Origin of the sequence: Azospirillum soli (genome assembly GCF_017876165.1) — a bacterium.
In the GTDB taxonomy this organism is placed as follows: Bacteria; Pseudomonadota; Alphaproteobacteria; order Azospirillales; family Azospirillaceae; genus Azospirillum; species Azospirillum soli.
The window spans coordinates 417,509-429,451 of sequence record NZ_JAGINQ010000004.1; the positions used below are offsets into that span (position 1 = coordinate 417,509).

The 11,943-nt window shown below is 67.6% G+C and carries 12 protein-coding genes; 10 read left to right on the plus strand and 2 right to left on the minus strand.

Annotated features, from left to right (window positions below):
• Positions 1-204: 204 nt before the first annotated feature.
• Both J2852_RS09675 and J2852_RS09680 read right to left on the minus strand, forming a co-directional pair.
• Positions 205-1,215 carry a DUF2950 family protein gene (locus J2852_RS09675; RefSeq protein ID WP_246499410.1) on the minus strand — a complete coding sequence of 337 codons (1,011 nt, stop codon included), beginning with the start codon at positions 1,213-1,215 and terminating at the stop codon, positions 205-207.
• A gap of 30 nt (positions 1,216-1,245) precedes the next feature.
• Complete coding sequence (locus J2852_RS09680) at positions 1,246-2,508, minus strand: DUF3300 domain-containing protein (protein WP_246499412.1); 1,263 nt, start codon at positions 2,506-2,508, stop codon at positions 1,246-1,248.
• Between the two features lie 431 nt (positions 2,509-2,939).
• On the opposite strand from J2852_RS09680, the gene J2852_RS09685 reads away from it, so the two are divergent.
• The 10 genes from J2852_RS09685 to J2852_RS09730 all read left to right on the plus strand — a co-directional run bounded on the left by J2852_RS09685 (position 2,940) and on the right by J2852_RS09730 (position 11,841).
• Positions 2,940-3,083: a hypothetical protein gene (locus tag J2852_RS09685; protein WP_209874447.1), complete on the plus strand. Its 144-nt coding sequence runs from the start codon at positions 2,940-2,942 to the stop codon at positions 3,081-3,083.
• A 63-nt stretch (positions 3,084-3,146) separates the two neighbouring features.
• Positions 3,147-4,187, plus strand: a complete 1,041-nt coding sequence (locus J2852_RS09690) for a SphA family protein (protein ID WP_209874450.1) — start codon at positions 3,147-3,149, stop codon at positions 4,185-4,187.
• Between the two features lie 38 nt (positions 4,188-4,225).
• Complete coding sequence (locus J2852_RS09695) at positions 4,226-5,239, plus strand: HAD family hydrolase (RefSeq protein WP_209874454.1); 1,014 nt, start codon at positions 4,226-4,228, stop codon at positions 5,237-5,239.
• 33 nt (positions 5,240-5,272) lie between these two features.
• Complete coding sequence (locus tag J2852_RS09700) at positions 5,273-6,256, plus strand: AAA family ATPase (protein WP_209874457.1); 984 nt, start codon at positions 5,273-5,275, stop codon at positions 6,254-6,256.
• A 22-nt stretch (positions 6,257-6,278) separates the two neighbouring features.
• Positions 6,279-7,292 (plus strand): DUF58 domain-containing protein, encoded by a 1,014-nt coding sequence (locus J2852_RS09705; RefSeq protein ID WP_209874460.1) that lies wholly within the window; start codon positions 6,279-6,281, stop codon positions 7,290-7,292.
• A complete protein-coding gene (locus tag J2852_RS09710) occupies positions 7,289-7,804 on the plus strand; it encodes a DUF4381 domain-containing protein (protein ID WP_209874462.1) in 516 nt (171 codons plus the stop codon). The genes J2852_RS09705 and J2852_RS09710 overlap by 4 nt, the downstream gene beginning before the upstream one ends.
• Positions 7,798-8,835, plus strand: a complete 1,038-nt coding sequence (locus J2852_RS09715) for a VWA domain-containing protein (RefSeq protein ID WP_211112154.1) — start codon at positions 7,798-7,800, stop codon at positions 8,833-8,835. Before J2852_RS09710 ends, J2852_RS09715 begins: the two co-directional genes overlap by 7 nt.
• Positions 8,832-9,773 carry a VWA domain-containing protein gene (locus J2852_RS09720; protein ID WP_209874468.1) on the plus strand — a complete coding sequence of 314 codons (942 nt, stop codon included), beginning with the start codon at positions 8,832-8,834 and terminating at the stop codon, positions 9,771-9,773. Before J2852_RS09715 ends, J2852_RS09720 begins: the two co-directional genes overlap by 4 nt.
• A 47-nt stretch (positions 9,774-9,820) precedes the next feature.
• Positions 9,821-10,489: a tetratricopeptide repeat protein gene (locus J2852_RS09725; protein WP_209874471.1), complete on the plus strand. Its 669-nt coding sequence runs from the start codon at positions 9,821-9,823 to the stop codon at positions 10,487-10,489.
• Positions 10,486-11,841 (plus strand): hypothetical protein, encoded by a 1,356-nt coding sequence (locus J2852_RS09730; RefSeq protein ID WP_343206708.1) that lies wholly within the window; start codon positions 10,486-10,488, stop codon positions 11,839-11,841. Before J2852_RS09725 ends, J2852_RS09730 begins: the two co-directional genes overlap by 4 nt.
• Positions 11,842-11,943: the final 102 nt, after the last annotated feature.

Here is an 11,943-nt window from a genome sequence, read left to right on the forward strand (position 1 = left end):
CCCGGCGGCAGCACGCAGGTGGCACCGCCATGTGGGACGCAAGCGTGATGGGGAGCCGCCGCCGCGGCAACTCTGGTCGGGCAATTAACGCGTAGCTTTGACGAAACGGCCGATGCGGCGCCCCGGAGATACCGCAACACTCGACACGGCCCGTCCACCCGATACGGCCCGTTCATCGCCGGCCATCCCGCTTTCGGAGAAACATCAGCGGGCATTCACCGGCGTCCAGCCGTCCGAGGGATCGTAGGCCCAGATCGTCTGCGCGACCGATGCCGTGTCTTCGCCGAGATCCTTTTGCAGGACACGGCCATCCGGGCCGGCCAGGAACGTCATGATCCCGCTTTGTCCATAATCGGCCGGCCAAGCCAGGATGGCGAAGCCCTTCTCCAGACGATCGTCGACGACGTAGCTCATCGCTCCGCCCGGCGCTCCCGCCCCCTGGGCCGTCAGGATGCGGAACCAGTAGCCCCGATAGGGGTCGCCGGGTTGGCGGCCCTCCAGGAAAACGCGTTGCTTTTCGACAAAGGCCGCCAGCGGGCTTGCCTGCGTGTTTCCTGCGGCATTGCCTTCGACCAATTGCACCGGCCACCACAATCCATCGGTGCTGCCCGGCGAACTCTGGATGTAGCGTGCGTAGGCGGCCGGACGGCCCGCCGCCTTTTGTCGGGCCATATACTCGTGCTCGGCCTGAATGAAGGCGTGCACGGCCGCGATGGCGTCCAGCTCGTCGGCGCCGACGCGTCGCGCGAAAATCTCCTCTTCGCCGGCGAGCGTATCGAAGAACCATCGCCTGTCGACGCGCACGAGCGGTATCGGGAAGGGCCAATCGTTGTGGCCAAGGAGAATTCCGGCGACGTCGCCCTCCTCATGCAGGCGCATCCGCTCCTTCGCCGCGTGCGCCGCGCGCTGCCGGTCCACACGGGCGCTCGCGGGGTCGGGTCCTTCGACGAGGTCGGCGTGGGCCGGACCGAACATCGCCAGCAGGCCTTGCGTGTCGTCCGCGGCGAGCGCGGCCCGAAATGCGTCCGCCGCCTCCTGGGCCGTCGCAAAGCCGCGCTGATCAGGGGGCGGCGCGGGCAGCGCCTCCACGGTTGGGGCGGGGGTTGGGGCGGGCTGCGGTTGGGCGAGGGCCGTCGCGATGGCGAACATCAGCACGCCAAACGCAGGAACGCCGGCCAGGACCGCTCGAAAAAGGCGATGCGCCGCAGTCATCATGAACCTCCGGATCCCGTCTTTTGGCGTTCCTCAGCGTCTGTGCAGGCCGCCATGAAAGCCGCCCCCATGGAAGCCACCGCCGTGGAAGCCTCCGAATCCCCCGCCCTGGAATCCGCCACCCTGGAATCCTCCATGCTGGAACCCGCCCGCTCCACCGAGGCTTTGCAGCCCGCGCAGACTCTGGCGTTGTGCGAGCGCTCCATGCTCGACGTTGGAGAAGGCGTTGTGGTTGCCGGGGCTGAAATGCTCCCCGGCGCCGGCGAAGCGGTGATCCGGCAGCGATGAAGGGGAGCGTGCGGCATGAGCCCGGCGTTCTGGCGTCGCGTTGGCCAACCCACGGCGGACCTGGTCGGCGTTCAACGGCGCGGCGGCGCGCCCAATCCCACCCGCCGGGTTCAATCGGGCTTGGCGTCCCAATTGGGTGTTGGTCGAATGCCAGCGGTTCTCGCGATTTCGCGAAATGCTGTCGATCCGTGTGCGGACGTTCTGCGTGTTGATGTTCACGTTGCGATTGATGTTCACATCGCCGTGGTAGATGTCGTGATCGTCCCAGGACAGCGCGAACCCCAACGCCGTGCCGAACACCGCCCCGGTGAAGAAGGTCGCCGCCGGGTCGTAGTAATACGGGTAAGGCGGAGACCAGTAATAAGGGGGCGGCGCGGCCGGTGGCGTCACATAGACGACCGTTGCCGGATTGTAGGTCGGCACATAGACCACGGTGGGGTCTGCCGAGCGCACCACGATGGTCTCCTTCTGCGTCGTCACCGTCTGCTTGTCGTTGGACCTCAGATTGCCGGCCGCAAAAGCCTTCTGGCGAAAGCCCTGGATCGCATCCATGACTCCGTCCTGCTGGCGCACCACGGCTTCGCCCAGCTGCTGCGTCCAATCGAGGTCGTCGTTCATCACCTTGAGGGCGTCCGGGTAGTTCAGCAGGGCCACGACGCTCGGATCCCAGCTCTTGGGTGGTGTGAGCTTCGGGTTGCTTCGGCGCTGTTCGAGAAGCCGCTGGGCTTGGACGACCTGAAGGGGCTGGGTGGAGGCGGGAAGCACGATGGCCAGAAGGTCATCGGGGTAGAGCGCGATCCGGCCCACCAGCGTTTGCAGTTGCGCACTGTCCATTTTGGCCGGCTCGGCCGCAGGGGACTGTGCTCCCGAGGGTTGGGCGAGGAGAAGCACGCACAGCAACGGCATGGCGAGCGGAATCGGTCTGCCATCGACAGTCGCCCGGCGCAAAAAGGCGCATAGCAGCGACAACGCCATGACCAAGCCATCGGACAGGCGCGTGAGAATCATGGCGCTCTCCTTTTCCTGCCCCCACCCGAGTTCGAAAGGCGCTGTGCCACGGCGGCATGGCGCACCGGCTTTGGCTGTGCACGGCGGCGGAGCCACGCGTCGGCCTTTGGCAATGTCCGCCCTAACAGGGAAGGACGGAGGCGTCCCGACCGGATCGGGTTAATTACCGTTTTCTCGAAGGGCAGCGACGAGGCGCTTGCGCTTGGCGTTACCGTAGCGAGCTTTCTCTTTCAGAGAGAGCTTTGCAGGATGCCAATCCTTAATGGTGGCTCCAAATGTCTAGATACAAATTGCTTAAATGAAAGTCAGATAACGGATCGAAAGACGTCGGCGGCGACGGTAAAATCGATACTGACGCAACGGGCCAAGCTTGGCGGGGTTACAGACGCTGCCTTGAGAACGACACGCGCTACGTCCCCCTGGGTTTCGGCGTGAGCAAGGTCTGGCAAGTCAGCCGGAGCACGTCCCTGAACGCCTATGTCGAGCCGCAATACACGGTCTTTCACAACGGCGAGGGCGTTCCCCGCTGGCAGATCCTCGCGGGACTCACGCTTCAGTTCAGCCTGGAACAGTGACGCGGCCGCGTGATGAGCCGTCGGAACAGCCGGATGAGACTCGAACCTGAACAAGGTGGCGCCATGCCTCTCAACGTTGGACCGGTTGGAACGGAGCCGCCCGGCGGTGCGTGGACACCCCATCGCGCGATCTCTCGCTGGTCATGGCTGTGTGGCGCCTGGGCCGTCGCGATCGGTTGCGGTCTTTCGGTCCAGGAAGCCGGCGCCGCCGAGAATGGGACGGGCTTCTATCTGCTCGGATCGCGCGGACCGTTGGCCGCAGTCGTTCCGCCGCAAGGCGTCTTCTTCCAGAACGACTTCTACGTCTTCTACGCCGACCGGAGCAGTTCGAAGCCGCTTCCGGTCCATGGCAACATCGCCACGGACTTCCGGTCGCGCGCCTACATCGAAATGCCAACCTTCCTGTGGTCGACGCCCTGGACGCTGGGCGATGCCCAGCTTGCCTTTTCCGCGACCATTCCATTCGGGGGACCGGACGTGTCGGCGAGCGCCGTCGTCGGCCCGTTCAGCCGCTCCGCCAGCGACAGCACCTTTACCATCGGGGATCCGGTGTTTTCCGGCATGCTCGGCTGGCAGTCCGGCCGGTTCCGCGCGACGGGCATCGTGTCGGTCAACACGCCCGTCGGCAACTACCGCGAAGGCGCGCTCGCCAACATCTCCTTCAATCGATGGGCGACCGATGTGACCGGCGCGGTCACCTGGCTCGATACCGAGCGAGGACTCGACCTGTCCGGGGCCATCGGCGTGACGTTCAACGGCGAGAACCCGGCGACGAATTACCGGACCGGCACGGAACTGCATCTGGAATGGGCGGCGTCCCAATATCTCTCGAAGAACTTCTCAATCGGGATCGTCGGCTACCATTACCAGCAGATATCCGGCGACAGCGGTTCCGGCGCAGTGTTGGGAGATTTCAAAGGGCGCACGACCGCGCTTGGCGGCACGGCCGGGTACAATTTCCAGATCGGCAAGGCGCCGATATCCACGCGCCTCAAGGTCTACCGGGAGTTTGACGTAGAGAATTGCGTTCCCGGCGGAACGACCGGGTTTCTCACCGTCTCCTTGCCTCTGTGGGTGCCTCAACAGTCCTCGACGCCGCACTGAAGGGCGATGCCGCTTCGGTTGAACAACGGAGGGCGATCATGGTGTTGTCGTGTTGCCGAATTTCCTGGGTCCGACTGGCGGTCGTGGCCTCCATTCTTGCCTTGGTCGCCGGACCGGGCGTGGCGGCGGAGCGCGACCCGCTGCCGTCGTGGAACGACGGCGCGGCCAAGGCCGCGATCATGGGCTTCGTCGCTCGGATTACCGCCGAGGGTGGTCCGGACTTCGTTCCGCCCGACCAGCGCATCGCCACCTTCGACAACGACGGCACGCTGTGGTCGGAGCAGCCCGCCTACGTTCAGGCCGCGTTCCTGATGGATCGCCTGAAGGCGATGGCGCCGCAGCATCCGGAATGGCGGACCGAACAACCTTACAAGGCCGCGCTGGACGGCGATCACCAGACGCTCGCCGCCGGTGGCCTGCGGACCATCGACACGCTGGTCATGGCCACGCACGCGGGCATGACGTCGGATGAGTTCACGGCGGCCGTCACCTCCTGGATCGCAACGGCCCGCCATCCGCGCTTCAACCGTCCTTACACCGATCTGGTCTACCAGCCGATGGTGGAACTGGTGGCCTATCTGAAGGAGCAGCGTTTCAAGGTCTACATCGTGTCCGGCGGCGGTGTCGAATTCATGCGCCCGTGGACGGAGACCATCTACGGCATTCCGCCGGAACAGGTCGTCGGGTCCAGCATCAAACTCAAATACGAACTGAGCGGCGACAGCCCACTGCTGCGCCGGTTGCCGGAGATCGACTTCATCGACGACGGCCCCGGCAAGCCGGTCGGGATCGCCAGGGCCATTGGGCGTCGGCCGATCTTCGCGGCGGGCAACTCGGACGGCGACCTGCAGATGCTGCAATGGACCACGCTGGCGCCGGGGCCGCGCTTCGCCCTGCTCGTCCACCACACGGACGCGGAGCGGGAGTGGGCCTACGACCGGACCTCGGCGGTTGGAAAGCTGGACAAGGCGTTGGACGAGGCACCGGGGCGCGGCTGGCTCGTCGTGGACATGAAGGCGGATTGGAAGGCCGTCTTTCCCTTTCAGCGGTGAAGCTTCGACGGCAAAAAGTGGGGGAACGCGGACATGGCGGCACGCGAGTCCATTCTGGAGCTTCAGCGGCGCGTCAACCGGTCCATCATCGGACAGGAGCGGGTCGTCGAGCGGCTCGTCATCGCGCTTCTCGCCGATGGCAACGTGCTGATGGAGGGGCTGCCCGGCCTTGCCAAGACCCGCGCGATCAAAAGCCTGTCGAAGACCCTGGAATCTGATTTCAGCCGGCTTCAGTTCACCCCGGATTTGCTGCCCTCCGACATCACGGGTGGCGAGATCTATCGGAGCGACGGCACGGGCGCGGCGGCCTTCGAGTTTCGCAAGGGCCCCATCTTCGGCAACCTGATCCTCGCCGATGAGATCAACCGGGCTCCCGCCAAGGTCCAGTCCGCCCTGCTGGAGGCCATGGAGGAGCGGCAGGTGACCGTCGCCGGCAAGCGGTACCCGTTGCCCGACCTGTTCATGGTGCTCGCGACGCAGAACCCCATCGAACAGGAAGGCACATACCCGCTTCCCGAGGCGCAGATGGACCGCTTCCTCATGCACGTCCGGATCGACTACCCGAGCGACGCCGACGAGGTGAAGGTGCTGCGTCTGGTGCGTCAGGAGCAAGCGGGGACCGCCGAACCGGCCGGGGCGCCGCAGGAGGACCGCATCGCGCAGCGCAGCGTTTTCGACGCGCGGGCGGAGATCGCCGGGGTCACCACCGTGGAGGCGATCGAGAGCTACATCGTGGCCCTGATCGCGGCAACCCGTCGGCCCGAGGAGTACAGCAACACGCTCAAGACGTGGATCGCGGTCGGAGCCAGCCCGCGCGGCTCGCTCGCGCTCGACCGCTGCTCGCGCGCCCATGCGTGGTTGCAGGGACGGACCTACGTGGTGCCGGAGGACGTGCAGGCCGTCGCCCACGACTGCCTGCGCCACCGTGTGTCGCTGAGCTACGACGCCATCGCCGACGGCGTGACCGGCGACGGGGTGATCGACGAGATCCTGCGGCAGGTTGCCGTCGCGACCTGATCCAGCGGGTGGAGGACGACGAATGGCGATCAATGGACCGAAGCGTTCGCAGCGCAAGGCGCCGTCCGACGACGCGGCACGGGCGTATGGCACGCTCGACGCCCTGCTGCGCCTCCGACATCGGGCCCGTGGCTTCAGCTTCCTGCCGCGGCAGCCGGTTCACAGCATCCTCACCGGGCGCCATGCCTCACGGCTGCGCGGGCGCGGGCTCAACTTCGAAGAGCTGCGCCGTTACGTCGAAGGCGACGACATCCGGACCATCGACTGGTCCGCCACCGCCCGGCTCGGCAGCCCCTATGTGCGTGTCTACACGGAGGAGCGGGACCGCAGCGTGCTGCTGCTGGTGGACCAGCGCCTGTCCATGTTCTTCGGGAGCCGAAGAGCGATGAAGTCGGTCGTCGCCGCAGAGGTCGCCGCGCTGTCGGCGTGGCGGGTCACCTCGCTCGGCGACCGGGTCGGGGCAATCGTCTTCTCCGAGGGCGAGGTGGCCGAGATCGGACCGCAGGCCCGGAGCGGGGCGGTTCCCCGCATCCTGGAGGCCGTCGTCCGGCAGAACCGTGCCCTGCGCGCCGACGGCGGCTCGCCGGCCGACCCGCAACTTTTCAACGAAGCGTTGCGGCGGGCCGCCCGGTTGGTCACGCATGACGGCCTGCTGTGCCTCATCACCGATGCCTTCGGTGCCGACGACGAGACCATCCGGCTCGTCACGCGGATCGCCGCGCACAACGATGTCCTGACGGTGTTCATCCACGACCCGATGGAAGCCGCCCTGCCGGACATCGGCCGGGTGACCGTCGCGGAGGCCGGACGCCAGATCGAAATCGACACCTCGGCACGCGACCTGCGCGGCCGCTTCGCCGCCGGTTTCGCCGAGCGGCAGGCGCGCATCACCGGCTTCTCCCACGATCACGCCATCCCGGTGCTGCCGGTCGGCACCGACCGCGACGTGATCGACCAGATCCGTGACCTGCTCGGGCACCGTATGGCGCTCTCCGCGGCGGAGCGCCGCGCGCGGCCGGGAGGTGCGCACGGATGACCGACGATCCCGCAAGCCTGTCCAACCTCCGCGACCTCGCACTGCCCCCGCCGGTCCCCTGGTGGCCCCCCGCACCGGGCTGGTGGATTCTGGCCGCAGGCCTTGTGCTGGCCGGCCTTCTGCTGGCCGTCCGAGCCGTTGCCAGACACCGCGCCAACGCCTACCGCCGGGAGGCTCTCCGAGCCCTCGACGCGCTGGAGCGCGACATCGGCGAGGCGGACACGGCCGTGCTTGCCGAACGCATGGCCACGCTGCTGAAGCGGGCAGCACTCGCCGCGTACCCTCGATCCGAGATCGCCGGCCTCAACGGACCCTCGTGGCTCGCCTTTCTCGACCACACGGCCGGGACCGACGCCTTCAGCAAGGGACCGGCGCGGCATCTTCCCGACCTCGCCTATGGAACAGTCCCCGGCGGCGAGACCGAGGCGTTGCGCGGGATCGCGGCGGCGGCGCGCCTGTGGCTCCGAACCCACCGCGCTCGGGTATCCGGAGGGAGCGACGGGCCATGCTGACCCTTGCCTATCCATGGCTGTTGCTCCTGCTGCCCCTTCCGTGGATCGTCCACCGGATGGTGCCGCCGCACATCGAGCCACGGCCGGCAGTGCGCGTGCCCTTCTTCAGCGCGTTGGTCGCGCTTACCGGCGCCACGCCCCGGGGTGAGGCGGTCGTCGCCGGACGAAGCGTCTGGCGGACGGCCGTGCTCATCCTGTGCTGGTGCCTGTCCGTCGCCGCCCTGGCACGGCCGCAATGGATCGAGCCGCCGCTGCACCGGGACCGGCCGGCGCGGGACCTTCTGCTTCTGGTCGATCTGTCCGGATCGATGGCGACGCGCGATTTCACCGACGCCAGCGGGGCGACGGTGGACCGTCTGACGGCCGTGAAGCAGGTGCTCGACGATTTCCTGTCGCGCCGCGACGGCGACCAGGTCGGGGTGGTGGTCTTCGGCAACGCGCCCTTCACGCTCGTGCCCTTCACGGCCGATCTGGGGCTCTGCCGCCGCCTCGTCCAGGAGATGCAGGTCGGAATGGCCGGTCCGCGCACCGTCTTCGGCGATGCCATCGGGCTGGGCATCACGCTGTTCGAACACTCGACGGTGCCCGCCAAAACGATGATCGCCCTGACCGACGGCAACGACACGGCCAGCCGTGTTCCGCCGGCGGAGGCCGCCCGCGTCGCCAGGGACAAGGCGATCACGATCCACACCATCGCCATCGGCGACCCGACCGCGGTCGGTGAGGACGCGCTCGACGAAAAGGCCCTCCAGGACGTGGCGGGCACGACCGGCGGGGGCTTTTTTCGCGCGCTCGACCGGAACCAGTTGGCGGATGTCTACCGGCGGCTCGATGCCATCGAAACCCGAAAGGTCGACACCGTGTCCGTGCGGCCGAAGACCGACCTGTTCTGGGTGCCGTTGGCGGCTCTCACCATCCTGAGCATGGCGGCCGAGGCGTTCGGCTTGCTGCCAAGGCTGCGCCGCCGACCTGCTTTCGAAGGCGTTGGTGCGGCCGACCGCCATGCCCCGGCGCGGGGAATGCCGCGATGACCGACCTGTTGTCCGCCCTGCACCTTCTGCGCCCGTGGTGGCTGCTGCTGCTCGTTCCCGCAGTGGTCCTGTGGTGGCTCGACCGCCGGACGGGCGATCCGTTGCAGCCCTGGCGGGTCGTCATGGATCCGGGTCTTCTGGCTCACCTGACCGTCGGCGGCGAGCGCACCCGACGCCTCGCACCGGGTACAATGCTGTTTCTCGGCTGGCTCCTTGGGATTGTGGCGATAGCCGGGCCGACCTGGCGGCGTGAGCCCTCCCTGTTCGCCGACGCCGCCCCGCCCGCCATGATCGTCCTGCGCGTGACGCCCACCATGATGGCGCCCGACCTGCCGCCGACCCGCCTCGAACGGGCACGGCAGAAAATCTCCGACCTGCTCGACCAGCGGGAAGGCGCGGCCACCGGCCTCGTCGCCTACAGCGGTTCGGCGCATCTGGTTCTCCCGCCGACGGTGGACAAGGACGTCGTGCTGACCATGGCGCGCGCCCTGTCGCCGGAGGTCATGCCGCGCGAGGGGGACCAGCTCGCCCCGGCGGTGATGCTGGCAACGCGCGTGCTGGCGGAGGGCAAGCGTGGCGGTTCGGTGGTCGTCCTGGCCGACACGGCGGCGCCCGATCAGGTCGGTGCGCTGCGGGCATCGGAAAACGGCGCCGGTCGGCCGCCAACCATCCTGTGGGCCATGGTGCCACCCGGCCGCGCCGCTCAGGACACCGCGTTGCAGGGTGCCGTTGCCGCGTTGAACGCCCGTCTGGTCGAGGTGACCGTCGATGTCGCCGATGCCGTATCCATCGCCCGCCGCCTGGAATCCGCGACCGCTCCGGCGGCGGCCGGCCAGGAGGACGAAGCCCGCTGGCAGGATGCCGGCTATTGGTTGACACCGCTGATCGCGGCGCTGGTGCTCGGATGGTTCCGGCGCGGCTGGCGGCTGCCCGCGTGAGGAGCGCCATGGCTGAGCGAGCGAGAGACGAACCGGGCGCAGTTGCCATGCGACTGAAGGCTGTTCGGCGCGGAGTGGAACGAAACGCCTTCGTCGGTCTTTTCGTCGGTGTCCTCCTGACCCTGATCGGCGCGGCGCTGCTCGTCGGCTGGAGGGATCTGTGGGCAACGCCCGACCAGCGCGGCCGCTGGCTGCTGGAGCGGGGCCGGTACGCGGAGGCCGCCGGGGCCTTCATCGACCCGATGTGGCGCGGTGTGGCCTTGATGAAGGCCGGCAATTTCAAGGACGCGGCGCCACAGTTTGCCGGCACGGACACCGCCGAGGCCGCGTACGATCAAGGCAACGCCCTGGTGATGCTGGGAAAATACGACGACGCGGTCGCCCGCTACGACCGGGCGCTCGCGCTCAGGCCCGGCTGGGCGGACGCCGAGGCGAACCGGGCGCTCGCCCGTCTGCGGGCGGATCGCATTCGGACGCAAGGGGGTGACGAAGGCGACACCGAGGATGACCCGGACGACGTCGTTTACGACAAGACCAAGAAGGATGGCGGCAAGGACACGGAGACCGCCGGTGGCGCCCCCATGAGCGACGAGGCGATCCGCGCCCTGTGGCTCAAGCGGGTGCAGACGCAGCCGGCGGATTTTTTGCGGGCGCGTTTCGCCTACCAGCTTCAGGCAGCCCCCGAATCCGGCGGCTCTCCGGGAGGACCACCGTGACCCTTGCCCACGCGTTGCATCGGCTCCGCTGGATAGCCGGCTGGCTGGCGATGGGGCTGTCCTGTTGTGGCACGGTCGTCGGTTCGGCTCGCGCGGCCGATGGAACGGACGCCGCTTCGGTCGTCGTCCGCACCTCGACCCGTCCGGACCAGGACGCCGTCATCGGACAGCACATACGGTTGTTCGTCGATGTGCTGTTTCGGGACGGGATGGCCCACCCGCCACGGGTTACCCTGCCGGGCATGGACGCCGCGCAGGCCTTCCGCTTCGAGACGCAGGCAACCTCGCTCAGCGACAGCATCAAGGGGCGGAGCTATGTTGGTCAGCGCTTCGAATTCGCCCTGTACGCACGGCGCGGCGGCACCCTCGTCGTGCCGGCAGCGACCGTCACGCTTCTCGACCGTGCGGGGCATGAAACCGGCGTGGCTCATGGCACGGAACTGAGGCTGTCCATCACCGTACCTCCGGGAGTTGATCCAGCGCAGGCGGTGACGGCGTCCACGCGGCTGAGCGCGCACGAGTCATGGGCGCCGGCGCCGGACACGGCGTTCAAGGCCGGTGACGCCTTGGTCCGCACCATCACGCGGGAGGTCACCGACGTTCCGGGCAGCGCGCTTCAGGACATCCATTTTCCGGCGCCGGATGGGGTCCGCGTCTATGGCGAATCCCCCAGGATCGACGACAAGGTCGAACGTGGCGAGGTCACCGGGGAGCGCGTCGATCGGGCCACCTACGTCTTCGAGAAGGAGGGCGCCTTCGACCTGCCGGCGCTGTCGCAGACATGGTGGGACCTGGAGGCGGGCCGGCTGCGCACCGTCACCTTCCCAGCGGTTCGCGTGACCGTTGCCGCCCCGGTTCCTTCGGCCATGCCGTCGGACGGTGCGTCAGCTGGCAACCCTGGACATATCTGGATGCTGGTGGGGTTCGTCGGCGGAGCCTTCCTGCTGATCGTTGTCATTGGTCGGGTAAGGGCCCGGCTGGGGGCGGTGCGGGAGGAGCGACGCGTCCAACGGCAGCAGTCGGAACGGAACGCGTTCGATGTGCTGCTGGAGGCCTGCCGAGGTGCCGATTCCCATGCCATTTATACGGCTTTCGTCCAATGGCGTGACCGGCTCCCCGAACGGTGCTGGCGGGATGGCGAAGCGGGCGGAGCGCGGCTTATGCTTGCTGCAAAGGACTTGGAGCGCTCCCTGTTCGGTGGCGGGGCCTCGACGCATGCATGGTCGGTGGAGCAAAGCCGGAGTTTGGCTGACACCTTGCGGGCTCTACGATCGGATCTCCTGCGAACGCGGACCTTATCGACCGCCAGGGTTCTTCCGCCGCTTAACCCTGCTCACCCTTCGTCAACGTGATTGGATCGTAAGCGGTGTTCTCAGGCCACGGCGGGTTCCGCCTGCCGGGTATGGCCCCAGGGCAGGAGCTCATCGAGCTTGGTGATCGGATGGCCGCTGGCG

Bases quoted from the DNA above. Each gene is read 5' to 3' on its own strand.
- J2852_RS09675 (WP_246499410.1), bottom strand. From the start codon at position 1,215: ATGATGACTGCGGCGCATCGCCTTTTTCGAGCGGTCCTGGCCGGCGTT.
- J2852_RS09680 (WP_246499412.1), bottom strand. From the start codon at position 2,508: ATGATTCTCACGCGCCTGTCCGATGGCTTGGTCATGGCGTTGTCGCTG.
- J2852_RS09690 (WP_209874450.1), top strand. From the start codon at position 3,147: ATGCCTCTCAACGTTGGACCGGTTGGAACGGAGCCGCCCGGCGGTGCG.
- J2852_RS09695 (WP_209874454.1), top strand. From the start codon at position 4,226: ATGGTGTTGTCGTGTTGCCGAATTTCCTGGGTCCGACTGGCGGTCGTG.
- J2852_RS09700 (WP_209874457.1), top strand. From the start codon at position 5,273: ATGGCGGCACGCGAGTCCATTCTGGAGCTTCAGCGGCGCGTCAACCGG.
- J2852_RS09705 (WP_209874460.1), top strand. From the start codon at position 6,279: ATGGCGATCAATGGACCGAAGCGTTCGCAGCGCAAGGCGCCGTCCGAC.
- J2852_RS09710 (WP_209874462.1), top strand. From the start codon at position 7,289: ATGACCGACGATCCCGCAAGCCTGTCCAACCTCCGCGACCTCGCACTG.
- J2852_RS09715 (WP_211112154.1), top strand. From the start codon at position 7,798: ATGCTGACCCTTGCCTATCCATGGCTGTTGCTCCTGCTGCCCCTTCCG.
- J2852_RS09720 (WP_209874468.1), top strand. From the start codon at position 8,832: ATGACCGACCTGTTGTCCGCCCTGCACCTTCTGCGCCCGTGGTGGCTG.
- J2852_RS09725 (WP_209874471.1), top strand. From the start codon at position 9,821: ATGCGACTGAAGGCTGTTCGGCGCGGAGTGGAACGAAACGCCTTCGTC.